The following is a 19,428-nucleotide window of genomic DNA, read 5'->3' as shown; positions in this document are numbered from 1 at the left end:
ATGCCCATTTTTTGGGTTAGAATCGAGGTCGGCACTTTCTTCGGAGCGACGCCATGAGCAACTGGGTTGTCTCTCTGGCCGGGCCCCGGCACGTACGCCTGGAGCCCTGCCCCGCGGACCGGCTCGGTCCGGGCCAGGTCCGCGTCCGCACCCACTACTCGGGCATCTCCGCCGGCACCGAGCTGACGCTCTACCGGGGCAGCAACCCGCGACTGCGCAAGGACTGGGACGCCGGCGCCCGCATGTTCGTGCCCCGCCAGGCCGGGTCCGCGTACCCGGTGGTGGGTTTCGGTTACGAGGAGGTCGGCGAGATCGTCGAGGTCGCCCCCGACGTCGCCGGGCGGCGGCCGGGCCAGCTCGTCTGGGGCATCTGGGGGCACCGCGCCGAAGCGGTGCTGCCCGCGGCGGCGGCGCATCCGCTGCCGCCCGGCATCGACCCGCTCGCCGCCGTCTTCGCCCGCCCCGGCGCCATCGCGCTGACCGCGGTGCTCGCCGGTGACCTGCACCTGGGCGACTGGGTGGGCGTCTTCGGGCAGGGCGTGATCGGGCTGCTCGGCACGCGCCTCGCGGTGCTCTCCGGCGCCCGCGTGGTCGCCGTCGACCGGATGCCCGGGCGGCTCGCGCACGCCACCGGGCTCGGCGCCCGCCGGACGGTCGACGCCGCCGCCGAGTCGCCCGCCGCCGCGCTGCGCGCCGACACCGGCGGCCGGGGCGCCGACGTGTGCCTGGAGCTGTCCGGGTCGTACCCGGCGCTGCACGAGGCGATCCGGGCCACCGCCCACGCCGGCCGCGTCGTCGCGGCCGGCTTCTACCAGGGGTACGCCCACGGGCTGGAACTCGGCGAGGAGTTCCACCACAACCGGATCCAGCTGGTGGCCGCCCAGGTCTCCGGGCCGGACCCGGCGCCCGGCACGGCCGGCCGGTGGTCCGGGACCCGGATCGCGGACACGTTCATGGACCTGGTGGCCGAGGGCAGCGTCGACCCGCTGCCGCTGGTGAGCCACGTCGTCGACGCGGGCGCGGTGGCCGACGCCCTGGCGTTGCTCGACCGCGGTGACGGTGACGTCCTCCAAGTGGTGCTGAGGTTCTGATGGACATTCCGCTCGCCTGCCAGGAGCAGTTGCTCCCCGGCGCCGACCTGATCGGGAAGTACGCCCTCGCCGTCTCCCTCGGCTACCAGGGCATCGAGCTGCGCGGCCGGGGTGACCTCGCGCTGGCCGGGCGGCTGCCGGAGCTGCGCCGCGCCCGCGCCGCCGGCGTGGTCATGCCGACCGTCTGCGTCGAGATGGACCACTTCGTCGGCGACTTCGACCCGGGCCGCTCCCGCGACGCGGTGGACAACCTGCGCTCGCAGCTCTCGGTGATCGCCGAGCTGGGCGGCGTCGGCGCGATGACGCCGGCCGCGTGGGGCATGTTCTCCCGCCGGCTGCCCCCGTTCGAACCACCACGCTCGGCCGACGACGACCGGCGGGTGCTCGTCGACGCCCTGGGCGAGCTGGCCGGGCACGCCCGCGCCGAAGGGGTCACCGTGTTCCTGGAACCGCTCAACCGGTACGAGGACCACATGGTCAACCGACTCGACCAGGCCGTCGAGCTGTGCCGCGCGGTCGGGTCACCGGCGCTGCGGGTGGCCGCCGACACGTACCACATGAACATCGAGGAGGACGACCCGAACGCCGCGCTGCGCGCCGCCGCGCCGTACCTCGGGCACGTGCAGGTCAGCGACTCCAACCGGCACCAGCCCGGCGCGGGGCACCTCGACTGGGCGGCGCTGCTGGCCACGCTGGACGCGATCGGCTACACCGGCTGGCTCGCGCTGGAGTGCCGGCTGCGCGGCGAGCCGGTCGCCGCGCTGCGCCAGGCCGCCACCGCGCTGGCCCAGGCCCGTCCCCGGCGGGCCGCCGCATGACGCTGACCACCGGGGTACGCGCCGACGCCGACCGTCACGCCCGGCTGCGCCGCCTCGCGCTGGCCACCCTGGACGCCAACTGGGAACACGACCACACGGTGCCCTCCCGCACGCTCTACCCGCACCAGTGGAGCTGGGACTCGGCGTTCATCGCGATCGGCCTGGCACACGTCCGCCCCGACCGGGCCTGGCGGGAGCTGCGGACGCTGTTCGCCGCGCAGTGGATCGACGGGCGGGTGCCGCACATCGTGTTCAACCCCGCCTCCCGTGCCGGGCCGTACTTCCCCGGGCCCCAGTTCTGGGACTCGGCCCGCGCCGACGGCGCCCCGGCCCGCGCCACCTCCGGCATCGTCCAGCCGCCGGTGCACGCCCCGGCCGCCTGGCTGGTGCACCGCCGCGCCTCCTCCGAGGCGTCGGTGGCCGCGCTGCGCCGGCTCTACCCGAGGCTCGTCGCGCAGCAGCGCTACCTGACCGGGCGGCGCGACGCGGGCGGCGGCGGGCTGGCCGCGATCGTGCACCCGTGGGAGTCCGGACTGGACAACAGCCCCGCCTGGGACGCGCCGCTGGCCGCGGTGCCCGCCGACGAGGCGGTGATGCGCGCGTACCGCCGGCACGACACCGCGCACGCCGACGCGGCGCAGCGCCCCACCGACCTGGACTACGCGCGCTACGTCGCGCTGGTGGAGTCGTACCGGGCCGGCCGCTACCGGGACGAGGGGCTGCTCGGGCGGCACCCGTTCCTGGTGGAGTGCCCGCTGGTGAACGCCGCGCTCGGCGTCTCCGAGTACGCCCTCGCGCGCATCGCCTCGGTGATCGGCGCCGACCCGGGGCCGCACCGGGACCGGGGGGCCCGGATCACCGAGGCGATCGTCACCCGGCTCTGGGACCCGGTCACCGGCACGTTCCGTCCCCGCGACGTGCGCGCCGACCGGCTCGTGCCGGCCCGTACCGTGCTCGGGCTGATGCCGCTGGCGCTGCCCGAGCTGCCCGCCGCGCAGGTGTCGGCGGTGCTGGCCGAGGCGTGCTCGCCGCGTTTCGGGCTGGCCGCCCGGATGGACCGGCCGCTGCCCACGTACGACCGCACCGCCCCGGACTTCGAGCCGCTGCGCTACTGGCGCGGGCCGAGCTGGATCAACACCGGCTGGCTGCTCTGGCAGGGTCTGCGTACCCACCGACGGGCCGACCTGGCCGCCGGGCTGCGCGAGTCGCTGCTCGACCTGGTCGACCGGGCCGGCTGCCACGAGTACTTCCACCCGGACACCGGCGCCGGACTGGGTTCACCGGCGTTCAGCTGGACCGCCGCGCTGGTGCTGGACGCGCTCGCCCAGGAGTGACCCCGGTGGGCGCCGGGTGGACCGACGCGGGCCGGCCAGGCTCAGGCGACGCCGACGCGCAGGGCCGCCATCGGGGCGTCGTCGATCGCGTAGCCGAGCGCGTCGACCACCTCGACCACGCCGCTGACCTGCCGGGCCAGCCGCACCGCGAGCTGCGCCGTGGAGCGTCGCTCCACCTGCCCGGTCAGCGTCACCACACCCCGCTGCACCGTCACGTCGACCACTCCGTCGCGGACGCCGAGGCTGCGCCACAGCACCTCCTCGACCACGTCGCGCCGGATGCCGGCGTCCGGGCGCAGGTGCACCTTGAGCAGGTCACCGCGGGTGACGATGCCGACCAGGCGGCCGAGGTCGTCGACCACCGGCAGCCGCTTCACGCCGCGCGTGTCCATCAGCCGGGCCGCCTCCACGATCGTGGCGTCCGGCGTGATCGTGACCGGCGGAGCGGTCATCAGGTCGGCGGCGAGCGTCGCACCGGCCTTCGCCTGCGCCTCGCGGCGGTGCCGGTCGGGCAGGATCCGCCGCTCCCGGGGCTGCCCCAGCAGCTCCACCTTGTACATCAGGTCCGCCTCGGACACCACGCCGAGCACCCGCCGGGTCTCGTCCACCACCGGCGCCGCCGTGACGTGCCGGTCGGTCAGCACGTCGACGATCTCCCGGTACGCCGTGCCCTCCCGTACCGACGCCACGTCCCTGGTCATCACGTCCTGCACCTGCCACGTACGCATGGCGAACCTCCCTGTGTCCGCCCCCGACGCTAGGCCGCGGCGACGGGGGAGGAGCAGGGGCGCAATGACCAGGTCAGGGGGCCGGAGGTCCCGAATCACCCAGCCGCTACCGGCTCGGCGACCTCGTCCAGGGGCGGCTCGGCGGTCAGCAGGGCGGCCGGCACCGGCTCGACCGCCACCCGGCAGTCGTGGAACGTCGGCGCCTCGCCCAGGTCGGTGTCGCGGACGCCGGTGACCGCGTTGACGGTGGAACGCCCCGGGCTGCGCCGCGCCCAGTACGCCTTGTACGTGAACGCGCACCCCGGCCGGGTCGCCTCGTCCACCGCGACCGCGGCGAGGAACGCGCCCCGGTCGTTGTGCACGCGCACCGCGTCGCCGTCGGCGAGCCCGCGCGCCGCCGCGTCGGCCGGGTGCAGGTGCAGCCGCGGCGGCCCGGCCCGGCGGGTGTGCCAGGGCAGCGAGGCGAACGTGGAGTTCATCAGGTAGCGGTTGGCCGGGGTGAGCAGCGTCAGCGGGAACCGGCGGGCCAGTTCCGGGTCGGCCGCCTCGGCCGGTGGCGTGTACCCGGGCAGCGGGTCCACCCCGAGCGCGGCGAGCGCCGGGTCGTGCAGCCGGGCCCGGCCGTCCGGCGTGGGGAACCCGCCAGCGGCGTACGGCGCGGACCCGACCGGCACGCCGGTGAGCCGGGCGTACGTGCGTTCGCGCAGTTCCTCGAACGTGATCGGCGCGCCGGCCAGCAACTGCCGGGCCAGGTCCTCGTCGCTGTCCGAGAACGCCGGATGGTCCACGCCCAGCGCGGCGGCGATCCGCCGGAAGATCTCGGTGTTCGGCAGCGCCTCGCCCGGCGCGCGGGTGACCGGCAGGTTCAACGTCGTGTAGTGGTGCCCGTAGGACGTCTGCAGGTCCAGGTGCTCGGGCTGCATGGTCGCCGGGAGCACCACGTCGGCGTAGTCGCAGGTGTCGGTCCAGCGCTGCTCCAGCACCACTGTGAACAGGTCGGCGCGGCCCAGCCCGGCCAGCAGCCGGGCCTGGTCCGGCGCGGTCGCCGCCGGGTTGGCGTTGAACACCACGAGCGAGGTGACCGGCGGGTCGGCCTCCCCGGTGAGCACGGTGGCCAGCCGGCTCATGTTCAGCGTCCGGGCCGGTGGGGCCGGCATGCCGGCGGGCCGGATCACCGGACCGTTGTCGATGCGGTGGTGGCCGCTGGTGGTCACCAGCGCCCCGCCGCCGGGGTACCGGAAGTCGCCGGTGACCAGCGGCAACGCGCAGATGGCGCGGATCGCCTGCCCGGCGCCGTGGTGCCGTTGCAGGCCCAGCCCGACGCGGATCGCGGTGGGCCGGGTGGTGGCGATCCGCTCGCCGAGGCGGCGTACCACCTCGGGCGGCAGGCCGCACTCGGCGGCGGCCCGCTCCACCGGCCAGTCGTCGAGCCGGGCGGCCAGTTCCGGCCAGCCGGTGGTGTGCGCGGCCAGCCACGCCTCGTCGGCCGCCCCGGCGTCGCGGACGTGGCGCATCAGCCCGAGCGCGAGCGCCGCGTCGGTGCCGGGTAGCGGCGCGACGTGCTCGTCGCTGCGGGCCGCCGTGTCGGTGCGCAGCGGGTCGATCGTCACCACGTACGCGCCGCGCTCGCGGGCCTGCTGCACGAACGGCCACAGGTGCAGGTTGGTCACCAGCGGGTTGGCGCCCCAGAGGACGATCAGCTCCGCCTCGACGATCGACTCCGGTTCGAAGCCGACCGAGGCGCCGTACAGTGAGCGCAGCGCCGCCCGCGCCGCCGCCGTGCAGATGGTGGTGTCCAGCCGGGACGCGCCCAGGTGGGCGAAGAGCCGGGGCCCCATGGTCCAGCCCTGGACCAGGCCCATCGTGCCGGCGAAGTAGTAGGGCAGCACCGACTCCGGGCCGTGGAGTTCGATGCTCGCGCGCAGTCCGGCGGCCACCCGCTCGACTGCCTCGTCCCAGCTCGCCGGCCGGTACGCGACCCGTCCCGCGCCCTTCGGGCCGGTGCGGACCCAGGGCGTGGTGAGCCGGTCCGGCCCGTTCACCGCGTCCAGGTAGCGGTTCACCTTGCCGCAGAGCGCGCCCCTGGTGAACGGGTGGTCACGGTCGCCGCGCAGCCCGACCGCGACGCCGTCGGAGACGGTGAGCTGCCAGACGCAGGTGTCGGGGCAGTCCAGCGGGCAGGCGCCGGGGTGGGTGGTGACGGGGGCCATGGGCCGGATGTTACTCCCGGTTCGTGGTGCGGCAGCCACTCGTGGTGACCGGCCGCGGGTCGGGGGCGTTTGGCCGGGGTGGAGGCGGGTACCCGCCGGGGCCGACCGGTGCGGGCGTGGTGCCCGCCGGCGGCGAGGGGAGGGGTGGGATGCGGTTCCCCCTGTTCGTCGAGGCGGTGGCGCGGCGGTCCGAGTTGCCGTCCGACGAGGCCGCGACCATCTCCCGGGCGGTGTTGCAGACCCTCGCCGAGCGGGTCACCGCGGACGAGACGGCCGACCTGGCGGCGCAGTTGCCGGACGACGTCGGCGGCTATCTGGAGCCGGGTGGGATCGCCGTGACCGGCGGCGCGGTGGACTTCCTGTACCGGGTGGCCGAGCGTGCGGCGGTGGATCCGGCGGTCGCCGAGGTGGGCGCGGTGGCGGTGCTCGCCACGCTGCGCGACACGGTGACGGTGGGGGAGTTCCAGGACCTCGTCGCGCAGCTTCCGAAGGGCTTCGACGCGATGGTGGACCCGATCCCGCGGCCACCCTACGATGTCTGAGCAGGCTCCCCGCGATCCGGGTTGAGCTGCGGCACCGGGGCCGCTCCGACGAAGATTCGACTGCCAGAAAGTATTTTCACCGTAAAATAACTCGTCGGCGTTCGCGTACGCTGTAAAACGTCTACGCGCTAGAGGGATGATCGGACGGATTCCTCCGTCCGAGGTTCCAGGACGTCTTCCTCCCTTCGGCTCAAGCCGCATCGATGCTCTTCCGGCGCGGTGATTGAGCAATATTCTGCTTCCAATGTGAAGTCCTGGGGGGGATCAATGATCACATTCGTCGATTGCTGCGTGCCTGTCCTCTGTGGAGCGTATCCCGCTTCCTGACATGGCGGAGCCGATGATTATCAATCGTTTCGGCGCGATCACGGCAGTACACGGCGGACGTCCGGCACTTCTCGGTGAGACCCACGAGGTCACCTACACCGAGCTGGCCGGGGCGGCCGGCGGGCACATGGCCGTGTTCGCCGCCGCGGGCCTGCGTCCCGGAGACCGGATCGCGCTGCTCACCGCGCACGGCGCACCGACCGTCGCGGCGCTGCTCGGCGCCCTGGCCGCCGGGTGCGCGTACGTGCCACTGGACCCGGGCTTCCCCGTCGCCCGGCTGCGCCACATGGTCGACGCCGCCGGCGTCACCGCCGTCGCGTGCGCCGCCGAGCACCGCGACCTGGCCTCGGCGCTGGCCGGCGAGCGTCCGGTCGTGCCGCTGGACGAGGTGCCGCCGGCCCCGCTGCGCCCGGTTCCGGCCGAGCCGGACGCGCTGGCGTACGTGCTGTTCACCTCCGGCTCCACCGGCGTGCCCAAGGCGGTCGGGCAGACCCACCGCAACCTGGCCCACGTCGTCGACAACCAGATCGCCGCACTCGGCGTCGGACCGGACGACCGGCTCAGCCTGCTCGCGTCGTTCAGCTTCGACGCCGCCATCCCCGACCTCTACCCGGCGCTGCTCACCGGCGCCGCCGTCGTCCCGGTCGACCTGCGCCGCCAGGGACTCGCGTACGCCGTCGAGCAGCTCGACCGGCACCGCGCCACGGTGCTGCACTGCACGCCCACCGTCTACCGCTTCCTGCTCGACACGCTCGGCGCGCGCCGGCTGGCCACGGTGCGGGCGGTGCTGCTCGGCGGCGAACAGGCCACCTGGACCGACGCGGCCCGCGGCCGGGACCGGTTCGCCCCCGAGTGTGTGCTGGTCAACGGCTACGGCGCCACCGAGATGACGTTCGCCGCCCGGCATCTGCTGCCGCTGTCCGAGGTGGACCCGGGCGCCCACGGGCCGCTGCCGGTCGGCACCGCGTTCCCCGGCTACCGGCTCGACCTCGCCCCGGACACCGGCGAGATCGTCGTCCACAGCCGGCACCTCGCCCCCGGCTACCTCAACCAGGACAGCGACCGGTTCGGCGTCGACGTCGACGGGGTGCCGTCGTACCGCACCGGTGACCTCGGCCGGCTGCTGCCCGGCGGGGAACTGGTCTGCCTCGGCCGGCTCGACCGTCAGGTCAAGGTACGCGGGCACCGCGTCGAGCTGACCGAGATCGAAGCGGTGCTGTCCGCCCAGCCCGGCGTCGCCGGCGTCCGCGCCATCGTGCGCGACGGCGAACTGCTCGCGTACGCCCGCCCGGCCGGCGCCCGCCCCGACCCGGCGGCGCTGCGCGCCGCCCTGACCGCGGAGCTGCCCGACTACGCGGTGCCCCGCGCGGTGGTGGTGGTCGACGAGTTCCCGCTCACCGTCACCGGCAAGGTCGACGAGCGGGCGCTGCCCGACCCGGTGACCGAGGTGCCCGCCGACGCGGCGCCGGCCACCGAGACCGAGCGCGCCGTGCACGACATCTGGTGCGCGGTGCTCGGCCGCGACGCGGTCGGCCGCACCGACAGCTTCTTCGACGTGGGCGGGCAGTCGCTGCTGCTGGGCCAGGTTCAGCAGCGCCTCGCCGAGCGGTTCGGCGTCCGCCTGCCGATGCTGCGCCTGTTCGACCACCCGACCGTCGCCACCCAGGCGGCGCTGCTCGACGCCCCGCCCGAGGCGGTCCGCGCCCCGGTGCTGCCCGCGCCCGCCGCGCCGGTACGCGCCGCCCGCGAGTACACCGGCGACGAGATCGCCGTGGTCGGCCTCGCCGGCCGGTTCCCCGGCGCGCCCGACGTGGCCACGTACTGGTGGAACCTGTGCACCGGGGTCGACTCGGTGCACGACCACACCGACGAGGAACTGGCCGCGCTCGGCGTCGGGCCCGGCCTGCTCGCCGACCCCCGGCACGTGCGCGCCACCGGCCGGCTCGACGGGGTGGCCGACTTCGACGCCGAGTTCTTCGGCTTCGGCGCCGACGAGGCCGCCCGTACCGACCCGCAGCACCGGCTGTTCCTGGAGACCGCCTGGGAGGCGCTGGAGGACGCCGGGCACGACCCGGCCCGCTTCCCCGGGCTGGTCGGCGTCTACGCCTCCACCTCGGTCAACCGCTACTTCCTGTTCCACCTGATGGACAACCCGGCGGTGGTGGGCGACGTCGACCCGGACGACTGGGAGGCCCGGCTCGTCGGCCGCCAGCTCACCGACCACCTGCCCGGGCAGGTGGCCTACCGGCTCGGCCTGACCGGCCCGGCGATGGCCGTGCAGTCCGCCTGCTCCAGCTCGCTCGTCGCGGTGTGCGTGGCCGCGCAGAGCCTCGCCGACTACCAGTGCGACCTGGCCCTGGCCGGCGGCTCCACCGTGATGTGGCCCCGGCACCGGGCGGGCGGGCTCGTCTCGCCCGACGGCCGGTGCCGCGCCTTCGACGAGGCCGCCGCCGGCTCCGGCTTCGGCTCCGGCGCCGGCGTGGTCGCCCTGCGCCGGCTCGCCGACGCGCAGGCCGACGGCGACCGCATCTACGCGATCCTGCCCGGCTGGGCGGTCACCAACGACGGCCCGGACCGGGCCGGCTTCGCGGTGCCCGGCCCGGCCGGGCAGGCCGCCGCCGTCGCGGGCGCGCTCGCCACCGCCGAGGTCGCGCCGGGCGAGGTCCGCTTCGTCGAGGGCCACGGCAGCGGCACGCCGCTCGGTGACGCCATCGAGGTCGCGGCGCTGCACGAGGTGTACGCGGGCGCCGCGCCCGCCGAGTCCACGGCGCTCGGCTCGGTCAAGACGAACATCGGTCACCTCGACGCCGCCGCCGGCATCGCCGGGCTGATCAAGACGGTGCTCGCCGTCCGGCACGGGGTGATCCCGCCGAACCTGCACTTCACCCGCCCGCACCCGGAGATCGACCTGACGGCCGGACCGTTCTACGTGCCCACCAAGGCGCGGGACTGGCCGGACGGCGCGCGCCGGGTCGCGGGGGTCAGCGCGTTCGGCCTCGGCGGCACCAACGCGCACGTGGTGGTGGAACAGCCGCCACCGGCCGAGCCGGCCGACCCGCCCGGCGAGGGGCCGTGGCTGCTGCCGATCTCCGCGCGTACCCCGGCGGCGCTGCGGGCCGCGCTGACCCGCCTGCGGACCCACCTGGCCGGCGCCGCCCCGGCACTGTCCGACGTGGCCGCCACGCTGGCGCTGGGCCGGCGGGCGTTCGCGCACCGGGCGGCGGTGGTCGCCGCCGACCTGCCGGCCGCACTGTCCGCCCTGGACGTGTTGCTGGACACCGACGCCCGGATCGCCGGCGACGGCGGTCCGCTGCGCGAGACGGCCGCCGACTGGGTCGCCGGGCGTGACGTCGACTGGCACGAGCTGCACCCCGACGGCACGGTGCGTCGCACCGGACTGCCCACCTACCCGTTCCAGCGCCGCCGGCACTGGATCGACCCCGTGCAGAAAGGTCCGCGGTGAACTGGTTCGTCTCCGCCGGAAGCCGACCCGAGGCCCCGGTGCGATTGTTCTGCCTGCCCTACGCCGGTGCGGGCGCCAGCGCGTTCCGGCGCTGGGCGTCCGAGTTCGGCGAGAGCGTCGACGTGACGCCGGTGCAACTGCCCGGCCGGGAGAACCGGATCACCGAGGACCCGCGCTTCAGCGTCGCCGAGGTGGCCGACGCCATCGCCTCCCGGGCCGACCGCCCGTACGCGATCTACGGCCACTCGATGGGCGGACGGCTCGGCTTCGACGTGGTCCGCGAGCTGCGCCGCACCGGCCGCCCGCTGCCGCTGCGGCTCTACGTCGGCGGTGCCCGCGCCCCGCACGTACGCACCCCCGGCCCGTTCGACGGGCTGTCCCGGGCGAGCGACGACGAGCTGCTGCGCCGCCTCGGCGAGGGCGGCGGCCTCCCCGCCGAACTGCTCGACCACCCGGAGCTGGTGGAACTGCTGCTGCCGCTGCTGCGCGCCGACTTCGGCCGGGTCGACGACTACCGCCACGTGCCCGGCGAACCGCTGCCGGTGCCGATCGTCGCGTTCGCCGGCCGCACCGACCGGGCGGTCACCCGGGACCAGAACGCGGCCTGGGCCGAGCACACCGCGGCCGGGTTCACCCTGCACGAGCTGGACGGCGGGCACTTCTTCCTGCACGACCGGCTGCCCGAGCTGGCCGCGCTGATCCGCGCCGACCTGACCGCCGCGCTCTCGGACCCCCGCGCCGGCACGCCGGACGCGGGTCCGGACCCGGTGCGCGCCGCCGGCCGCGGGACCGCCGGCGCCGCGCACCGGGTCCCCCTCGGCGACACCGGCTGGTCGGTGTGGCGCGACGCGGTGCTGCGTACCACCGGGTTCCCGGCCGACGGGCTGGAGCTGTTCAGCGCGCCCCGGGCCGCCACCGCCGCCGACGAGCTGCTCGCCACCGGCGCGGGCGCGGACCGGTTCGACAAGGAGTTCGAGGAGGCGCTGCGCTCCGGCGCGCAGCGGTTCACCGCGCTGGCCGCCGATCCGCTGCTTCGCGAGGCGGTCACCTGGCAGAACCGGGGCGCGCTCGTCGCGTTCGACGGGCTGGTGCGCGGCGGCGCCGACGCGGCCCGCAACGTACGCCGCCGCGACCGGGAACGGGCGCTGCTGAAGTACTGGCAGCGCTACTGCGGCAAGAACGAGACGGTCGGCTTCTTCGGGCCCAGCTGCTGGGTCACAGTCGATCCGGCACAGCCGGAAGTTGCCCGGGTCAACCCCGGCGACCCGTTGACCCGCCGACGCTGGGTGTGGTTCGAGTCGTGGGCGCTGACCGCGTACGCCGACCGGATCGGCGCGGACCTGGCGGTCCGCCGCTGGTGGCCACCGATGCTCCGGCCGCACCTGGCGGTCCGGGACCGGGCCGTGCTGCGACCCGGACGTCCGCCGCTGACGCTGACCCCGGTCGAGGCCGAGCTGCTGCGCGCGGCCGACGGGCAGCGTCCCGCCGCCGACCTGGTCGCCGACCCGGCGATCGGGCTGCGCCGCCCCGAGGACGGCTACGCGCTGCTCGACCGCCTGGTGGAGCGCGAACTGATCACCTGGGACGCGGCCCTGCCGGTGAGCCCGGACGCCGAACGGGTGCTGGCCGACCGGATCGAGGCGATCGGTGACGAGCCGGCCCGCGCCGCCGCCCGCGCCGGGTTCGACCGGCTGCGCGCCGCGCGCGACGAGGTGGCCGCGGCGGCCGGGGACGCGGAGCGGCTGCGCGCCGCGCTGGACGCGCTCGACGCCACGTTCACCGAGCTGACCGGCGTGCCCGCGGTACGCCGGGCCGGACAGATGTACGCCGGGCGCACGGTCTGCTACGAGGACAGCGCCCGGGACCTGGACGTGGTCTTCGGCGCGCCGCTGCTGGCCGAGCTGGCCGCCCCGCTGGACGTGCTGCTGCGCGCCGCCCGCTGGCTGGCCAACGCGCTCGCCCGCGCCTACCTCGACGTGCTGCGCGGCCTGTACGAGGAACTGCGCGCCGAATCCGGCGGCCCGGTGCCGCTGGCCGACCTGTGGTTCCTGGCCCAGGGCATGTTCTGGGGCGACGGCGAGCGGCCCGTCGACGCGGTGGCGGCGGAGTTCGCCGCCCGCTGGTCCGGGCTGTTCGGCCTGGACACGCTGCCCGCCGGCAGCACCGACGTACGGCTGCGCGCGGCCGACCTCGCCGACCGGATCGACGCGGTGTTCCCCGGCACCGGCCCGGAGTGGTCCAACGCCGCCATCCACAGCCCCGACCTGCAGATCTGCGCCACCGACGCGGACGCCCTGCGGCGCGGCGACTACACCGTGGTGCTCGGTGAGCTGCACGCCGCCTGGTCGTCGTTCGACTGCGCCGTGTTCACCCCGTCGCACCCGGACGTGGAGCGGCTGCGCGACGCGCTGGCGGCGGACCTCGGGCAGCGGCGCGTCCGGCTGCTGTTCCCGGCCGACTGGCCGCGCCGGACCAGCCGTACCGCCGAGTCGCTGACCGGCCCGACCGACCGGCACCTGGCGTTCCTCGACGCGCCCGGCGCCGACCCGGCCCGCGTGCTGCCCACAGTGGACCTGGTCGTCGACGACATCGACGGCGAACTGGTGGCGACCGCCTCGGACGGGCAGCGCTGGCCGCTCACCGAGATCTTCGCCGAGCCGTTCAGCGCGCACGCCGTGGACGGCTTCAAGCTGGTCGCCGCCGCGCCGTACACGCCCCGGATCACCGTGGACCGGCTGGTGCTGGCCCGGCAGACGTGGCGGACCACAGTGGGCGACAGCGGCCTGGCCGTCCCGAACGGGGAGCGCGAGCGCTTCCTCGCCGTCCGGGACTGGCGCCGCCGCCTCGGCCTGCCCGAACAGGTGTACGTCAAGTTCGGCACCGAGACCAAGCCCTGCTTCGTCGACCTGTCCGCGCCGGCGTTCGCCACCACGCTCTGCGCGATGGCGCGCGCCGCCCGGGTCGACGGCGGCGACGACGTCTCGTTCACCGTCAGCGAGATGCTGCCCGCCCCGGAGCAGGCGTGGGTGCCCGACGGACAGGGCCGCCGCTACTTCAGCGAGCTGCGCCTGCACATCACCGACGCCCGGCGGGAGGACCACCGGTGAGCCATCTGGTGCCCCTGGGCGACACCGGCTGGTCGGTGTGGCGTGACGTGGTCCTGCGGACCGCCGGTTTCCCGGCCGCCGGGCTGGACCGGTTCGCCGCACCGGACTGCGCCGCCGTCGCGGACGCGCTGCTCGCCGGCGACACCGGCGCCGAGGTGTTCGACAAGACGCTGCGCGAGGCGTTCGCCGAGTCCTCCGCGGTGGCCGGCGAACTGGCCGCCGACCCGCTGCTGCGCGAGGCGGTGACCTGGCAGAACCCGGACATGCTGATCGCGCTGGACGGGCTGCTGCGCACCGACCCGCAGGTCCGCAACGTGCGCCGCCGCAAGCGCGAGCTGAGCCTGCTGCGCTACTGGCAGCGCTACTGCGGCAAGGCCGAGACCATCGGCTTCTTCGGCCCGGTCTGCTGGGGCACGTTCGACACCACCCGGCCCGGCGTGCACACCGTGCCCGGTGCCGCGCTGGTGCACCGGCGGCGGGTGTACTTCGAGGCGTGGGCGCTCATCGCGTACGCCGACCGGCTCGCCGACGACCTGGCGGTGCGCCGCTGGTGGGCGCCGGCCCTGCAACCGCACCTGACCGTCGCCGGCCGGGAGCTGCGCTGGCCGCTGCACCCGCCGATCGCGCTGACCCCGGTCGAGGCGCTGGTGCTCGGCGCCTGCGACGGGCGTACCCCCGCGGTGGAGCTGGCGCAGCGGCTGTGCGACGCCGGCGAGGTGCACAGCGCCGACGACGTCTACCTGCTGCTGGACCGGTGGGTCGAGCGCGGCCAGCTCAGCTGGGGCGCGAACCTGCCGATCGCGCCCGACGCCGAGCTGGTGCTCGAAGCGCGGATCGCCGCGATCGGCGACGAGCCGGTCCGCGCCGCCACAGCGGCCGAGTTCGGCCGGCTGCGCGCCGCCCGCAACGAGGTGGCCGCGTCGGCCGGCGACCCGGACCGGCTCGGCGCCGCGCTCGCCGCGCTCAACGCCGAGTTCACCGCCGTCACCGGCCGCCCGGCCACCCGGCACAGCGGGCAGATGTACGCCGCCCGCACCGTCTGCTACGAGGAGACCGCCCGCGACCTGGAGTTCCGCATCGGGTCGGCGGTCATCGACGCGCTCGCCGAGCCCCTCGCCGTAGTGCTGCGTACCGCCCGCTGGTTCACCGGCGAGGTGGCCGCCCGCTGCGGTGAGGTCTTCACCGAACTGCACGAGGAACTGGCCGCCGACGGCCCGGTGCGGCTGGCCGACCTGTGGCTGCTGGCCCAGGGCACGCTCGTCTCCCCGGACGGCCCGATCGGCCGGGCCGGCGCCACGCTCACCGCACGCTGGGCCGAGCTGTTCGGCCTGGCCGACCTGCCCGAGGGGCAGCCGGAGCTGCGGCTGCGCGCCGCGGACCTGACCGACCGGGTCCGGGAACTGTTCCCGGCGACCCGACCCGGCTGGCCGTCGGCCCGGCTGCACAACCCGGACGTGCAGCTGTGCGCCGCCTCGCCGGAGGCCGTCGAACGCGGCGACTTCCTGCTCGTGCTCGGCGAGCTGCACCCGGCGTCGGTCGCGTTCGACAGCGCGGTGCTCAGCCCGTTCCACCCCGACCCGGCGGCGCTGCGCGCCGACCTCGACGCCGACCTGGGCCCGGTCCGGCTGCGGGTGCTGTGGCCGGACAGCTTCCCCCGCCGCACCACCCGCACCACGTACGCGCTGACCGGCCCGGCGGACCGCCAGCTCGGCATCGACACCGCGCACGGCGCCGACGTGGACCGCCTGGTCCCGGCCACCGCCGTGCTGGTCGAACGCACCGGCGACACGCTCACCGCGGTCTTCCCCGACGGCGCCCGCTGGCCGCTGATGGAGGTCTTCGCCACGCTGCTCGGCTCGCTGCTGCTCGACGCGTTCAAGCTGCTCGGCGCCGCGGCGTACACGCCCCGGATCACCATCGACCGGCTGGTGGTGGCACGGCGCACCTGGCGCACCACGGCCGGGGCGTGCGGGCTGGGCGGCCACCCCGACGAGACCTCCCGCTACCTGGCGGTACGCCGCTGGCGCGCCGAGACCGGCCTGCCCGAGCGGGTCTTCGTCAAGGTCGGCACCGAGATCAAACCCTGCTACGTGGACCTGACCGGGCCGCTGTACGCGCAGTCGCTGTGCGCCATGGTCGACGCCGCGCTGCGGACCGGCCCGGACGTGCCGGTGGTGGTCTCCGAACTGCTGCCCGCCCCCGCCGAGGCCTGGGTGCCCGACGCCCAGGGCCGCGGCTACGTCAGCGAACTGCGCCTCCAGATCACCGACCCGGCCGAGCACCTTGGAGCACTCCGGTGACCGACACCCTGACCGTCAGCGCCGTCCACGGCACCGACCTGCCCTGGCCGGACGCCACCCTCGCCGACCTGATCACCGCGCAGGCGGCCCGCACCCCGGACGCGGTGGCGGTGCGCCAGTGGGACACCCGGCTCACCTACCGGCAGCTCGTCGACCGGGCCGCCGGGGTGGCCGCCGCGCTGCGTGAGCACGGCGTCGGCCGGGGCGACCGGGTCGGCGTGTGCGGCGCGCGTACCCCCGACCTGGTGACGACGGTGGTCGGCGTGCTGCTCGCCGGCGCCGCGTACGTGCCGCTGGAGCCGGGCGGCCCCCGGGCCCGGCTGCGCGGCATCGTCCGCGACGCGGGCGTCCGGGTCGTCGTCGGCGACGCGGCGGCGGCCGAGTTCGGCGACGAGCCCGGCGTGACGGCGCTCGGCCTGCCCGGCCCGGCCCCGCTCGCGCCCTGCCCGGCCCGCCCCGGCGACCCGGCGTACGTGCTGTTCACCTCCGGCTCCACCGGCCGCCCGAAGGGCGTGCTGACCACCCACCGCAACGCCGTCGAGTTCGTCACCGGCGTGAGCGCGCTGACCGGCGCCGACGCCTCGATCCGCAGCCTCGGCATCGCCTCGCTCGGCTTCGACGCGGCCACCATGGACCTGTTCGTGCCGCTCACGCTCGGCGGCGCGGTGCAGCTGCTCGGCGCCGACGACCGGGCCGACCCGGTCCGGCTGGCCCGGTTCGTCGCCGCGCACGAGGTCACCTGGGGCTTCATCACCCCGACCGTGCTGTCGCTGCTGGACCCGGCCGGGTTCCCGTCATGGCGGGTGCTGCTCTGCGGCGGCGAGGCGGTCCCGGCCGAGCTGGTCGCCCGCTGGGCGCCGGGCCGGCGGTTCCTCAACGGCTACGGCCCCACCGAGACCACGGTGCTGGCGGTCACCTGCGACCTCACCCCGGCCGACACCGACCCGATGCCGATCGGCCGGCCGCTGCCCAACCACCGGGCGTACGTGGTCGACGCCGACCTGCGTCCGGTGCCGGCGGGCGAGACCGGCGAGCTGCTGATCGGCGGGCCCGGCCTGGCCGACGGCTACCTGAACCGGCCCGGCCTGACCGCCGAGCGGTTCGTGCCCGACCCGTTCGGCGACGTCCCCGGCGAGCGGCTCTACCGCACCGGCGACCTGGTCCGGCAGGGCCCGGACGGCCGGATCGTCTACCTGGGCCGCGCCGACCGGCAGGTCAAGGTGCGCGGCCAGCGCATCGAGCTGGGCGAGATCGAGGCCGTGCTGGCCGCCTGCCCCGGCGTCGAGCGCGTCGCGGTGGAGGCGGTGCCCGGCCCGGCCGGCGCCGAGCTGGTCGCGTTCCTCACCCCGGCCGGCGCGCCCGGCGACGACGAGCTGCGGGCGTACGCGCAGACGCGGCTGACCACCGCGATGCTGCCGGCCCGGACGGTGCGGCTGGACGCGCTGCCGGTCAGCCCGGTCACCGGCAAGCTGGACCGGCCGGCGCTGCGCGAACTGGCCGCGGCGACCCCGGCCGCAGTCGCCGACGCGTCCGCCGACGACGACCCGGTGACGGCGGCGGTCCGGCGCGTCTGGACCCGGCTGCTCGGCGCCGCGCCCGCCCCGGACAGCGACTTCCTCGCCGCCGGCGGCAACTCCATCGCCGCGATGCGGCTGGTCGCGGCGCTGCGCGCGGAGCTGGGCCGGCAGGTGGACACCCGGGTGCTGTTCGCCGACCGCACGTTCGCCGCGCTGGTGGACCGGGTCCGCGCCGCCGACCCGGCCGACGCCGACGGGCTGACCACCGGCAACCCGCCGACGCTGTCCCCGCCGCAGCGGCGGCTGTGGTTCATGGACCAGCTCGCCCCGTCCAGCGCGCCGTACAACATCGCCGTCGCGCACCGGCTGCGCGGGCCGCTGGACGTCGCCGCGCTCGGCGCCGCGCTGCGGGCCGTCGCCGAACGGCACGACGTGCTGCGCTGGCGGATCCCGCAGAACGGCGGCGTGCCGTACGCGGTCCGCGAGGAACCCACCGACGTGGCGGTGCCGGTGGTCGACCTGACCGCCGCCGCCGACCCGGACACCGAGCTGGCCGGCATGCTCGCGGCCGGCGCCGGGCACGCGTTCGACCTGGCCACCGGCCCGCCCTGGCAGGTGACCGTGTACCGGCTCGCCGCGCAGGAGCACGTGCTCGCGGTCACCGTGCACCACGCGGTCTTCGACGGCTGGTCCGAGGCGCTGCTCTACGACGAGCTGGCGCTCGCGTACGCCCGCGCGCTCGGCCGGTCCGTGCCGGGCCGCCCGCCGCTGCCCGCCACGTACGCCGACTACGCCGTGTGGCGCGCCGACCGGGACCGGCGCCGCGGCGAGACCGACCTGGCCTGGTGGACCGCGCACCTGGCCGGCGCGCCGACGGTGCTGGACCTGCCCCGCGACCGGCCCCGCCCGGCCGTGCAGACGTACGCCGGCGCGGAGGCCGCGGTACGGCTGGACGAGGCCGCCGACCGGGACGTGCGCGACCTGGCCGCGCGGCGCGGCACCACAGTCGCCGCGGTGCTGCTGGCCGCGTTCGGCGAGCTGCTGCGCCGGGTCACCGGCGGCGACGAGCACGTGCTCGGCGCGATCGTCGCCGACCGGCGGCTGGCCGCGTTCGACGAGGTGATCGGGTTCTTCATCGACACCGTGCCGGTGCGGGTCCGCTCCGGTGGCGCGAGCTTCGCCGAGCAGGTCGACCGGGCCGCCGCCGAGCTGCACGAGGTCACCGCCCACCCGGGCGCGCCGCTGGAACGCATCGTGGAGGCGCTCGGCGTGGGCCGGGACACCTCCCGCGCCCCGCTGGTGCAGGTGCTGTTCAACGTGCTCAACTTCGCCCCGCCCCGGCTGGCGCTGACCGGCCTGGCGGCCGAGCCGGTGTCGGTGCCCAAGCCCGGCTCGCCGTTCGACCTGACCGTCTACGTGGTGGAGCGTGACGGGCGGGCCGGCGTCGAGGTGGTGCACAACCCGGACCTGTTCACCGCCGAGCGGATCAGCGCGCTCCTGGCCGACCTGGCCGCCCTGGTCGGCGCGCTCGCCGCCGATCCGGACGCGCCGGCCGCCGAGGTGGCGCCCGAGCTGCCCCGCCCGGCGGTGCGTGTGGCCGCGCTCGGCGCGATGACCGTCGCCACCGCCGAACCGGCCCGCGCGCCGCTGCCCACCGGCTCGGACGCGCTCACCGGCACCGAGGAGCTGATCGCCGGCATCTGGCGCGACGTGCTCGGCCGGGACACCGTCGGCGTCACCGACAACTTCTTCGACATCGGCGGCCACTCGATGGCCCTGGCCGCCGTGTACGCCCGGCTCACCGAGGCCACCGGCCGCTCGATCACCATGCTCGACCTGTTCCGCCACCCGACCGTGCGGGCGCTCGCCGCCAGCCTGGACGGGGCCGCCGACCGGCCGGAACTGGCCCGCGCCGCGCTGCGCGCCGCCGCGCGGCGGGGCCGCGCCCGCCGAACCCCGCCGCCACGCCGACCTCACCCGTGACGCGATCC

10 protein-coding genes are annotated in these 19,428 nt (G+C 76.1%); 8 read left to right on the top strand and 2 right to left on the bottom strand.

The window, feature by feature from the left end; translation table 11 throughout:
• Positions 1–53 precede the first annotated feature (53 nt).
• Genes HA073_RS12740 through HA073_RS12730 form a run of 3 tightly spaced genes read left to right on the top strand, consistent with a single transcriptional unit; the run spans position 54 to position 3,243 of the window.
• Positions 54–1,091 (top strand): zinc-binding dehydrogenase, encoded by a 1,038-nt coding sequence (locus tag HA073_RS12740; protein ID WP_166456460.1) that lies wholly within the window; start codon positions 54–56, stop codon positions 1,089–1,091.
• Positions 1,091–1,909: a sugar phosphate isomerase/epimerase family protein gene (locus HA073_RS12735; protein ID WP_166456459.1), complete on the top strand. Its 819-nt coding sequence runs from the start codon at positions 1,091–1,093 to the stop codon at positions 1,907–1,909. The genes HA073_RS12740 and HA073_RS12735 overlap by 1 nt, the downstream gene beginning before the upstream one ends.
• Entirely contained in the window at positions 1,906–3,243 is a 1,338-nt protein-coding gene (locus HA073_RS12730; RefSeq protein WP_166456458.1) for a hypothetical protein, read from the top strand. Before HA073_RS12735 ends, HA073_RS12730 begins: the two co-directional genes overlap by 4 nt.
• A gap of 41 nt (positions 3,244–3,284) precedes the next feature.
• Here HA073_RS12730 and HA073_RS12725 read toward each other — a convergent pair whose 3' ends face one another.
• Complete coding sequence (locus HA073_RS12725; RefSeq protein ID WP_064446192.1) at positions 3,285–3,971, bottom strand: CBS domain-containing protein; 687 nt, start codon at positions 3,969–3,971, stop codon at positions 3,285–3,287.
• A gap of 95 nt (positions 3,972–4,066) precedes the next feature.
• The gene (locus HA073_RS12720; protein WP_166456457.1) at positions 4,067–6,181 is read right to left on the bottom strand and encodes a molybdopterin-dependent oxidoreductase; all 2,115 of its coding nucleotides are present in this window, start codon (positions 6,179–6,181) and stop codon (positions 4,067–4,069) included.
• Positions 6,182–6,330: 149 nt separating this feature from the next.
• Here HA073_RS12720 and HA073_RS12715 point away from each other — a divergent pair, with 149 nt between their 5' ends.
• From HA073_RS12715 to HA073_RS12695, 5 genes are all read left to right on the top strand, one after another.
• Positions 6,331–6,723: a DUF2267 domain-containing protein gene (locus tag HA073_RS12715; protein ID WP_043324646.1), complete on the top strand. Its 393-nt coding sequence runs from the start codon at positions 6,331–6,333 to the stop codon at positions 6,721–6,723.
• Positions 6,724–7,063: 340 nt separating this feature from the next.
• The gene (locus HA073_RS12710) at positions 7,064–10,513 is read left to right on the top strand and encodes a beta-ketoacyl synthase N-terminal-like domain-containing protein (protein ID WP_240925722.1); all 3,450 of its coding nucleotides are present in this window, start codon (positions 7,064–7,066) and stop codon (positions 10,511–10,513) included.
• Positions 10,510–13,620 carry a thioesterase domain-containing protein gene (locus HA073_RS12705; RefSeq protein ID WP_166456455.1) on the top strand — a complete coding sequence of 1,037 codons (3,111 nt, stop codon included), beginning with the start codon at positions 10,510–10,512 and terminating at the stop codon, positions 13,618–13,620. Before HA073_RS12710 ends, HA073_RS12705 begins: the two co-directional genes overlap by 4 nt.
• Positions 13,617–15,920, top strand: coding sequence for a lantibiotic dehydratase (locus tag HA073_RS12700; protein WP_166456454.1), 2,304 nt, complete (start codon positions 13,617–13,619; stop codon positions 15,918–15,920). Before HA073_RS12705 ends, HA073_RS12700 begins: the two co-directional genes overlap by 4 nt.
• Positions 15,917–19,420: a non-ribosomal peptide synthetase gene (locus HA073_RS12695; protein WP_166456453.1), complete on the top strand. Its 3,504-nt coding sequence runs from the start codon at positions 15,917–15,919 to the stop codon at positions 19,418–19,420. Before HA073_RS12700 ends, HA073_RS12695 begins: the two co-directional genes overlap by 4 nt.
• Positions 19,421–19,428: the final 8 nt, after the last annotated feature.

Source organism: Micromonospora sp. CMU55-4 (genome assembly GCF_011602315.1).
In the GTDB taxonomy this organism is placed as follows: Bacteria; Actinomycetota; Actinomycetes; order Mycobacteriales; family Micromonosporaceae; genus Micromonospora; species Micromonospora chalcea.
This window is presented reverse-complemented; position numbering and strand designations above follow the sequence as displayed.

Excerpts from the sequence above, each read along its gene's own strand:
- HA073_RS12740 (WP_166456460.1), top strand. The coding sequence starts at position 54 with ATGAGCAACTGGGTTGTCTCTCTGGCCGGGCCCCGGCACGTACGCCTG.
- HA073_RS12735 (WP_166456459.1), top strand. The coding sequence starts at position 1,091 with ATGGACATTCCGCTCGCCTGCCAGGAGCAGTTGCTCCCCGGCGCCGAC.
- HA073_RS12730 (WP_166456458.1), top strand. The coding sequence starts at position 1,906 with ATGACGCTGACCACCGGGGTACGCGCCGACGCCGACCGTCACGCCCGG.
- HA073_RS12725 (WP_064446192.1), bottom strand. The coding sequence starts at position 3,971 with ATGCGTACGTGGCAGGTGCAGGACGTGATGACCAGGGACGTGGCGTCG.
- HA073_RS12720 (WP_166456457.1), bottom strand. The coding sequence starts at position 6,181 with ATGGCCCCCGTCACCACCCACCCCGGCGCCTGCCCGCTGGACTGCCCC.
- HA073_RS12715 (WP_043324646.1), top strand. The coding sequence starts at position 6,331 with ATGCGGTTCCCCCTGTTCGTCGAGGCGGTGGCGCGGCGGTCCGAGTTG.
- HA073_RS12710 (WP_240925722.1), top strand. The coding sequence starts at position 7,064 with ATGATTATCAATCGTTTCGGCGCGATCACGGCAGTACACGGCGGACGT.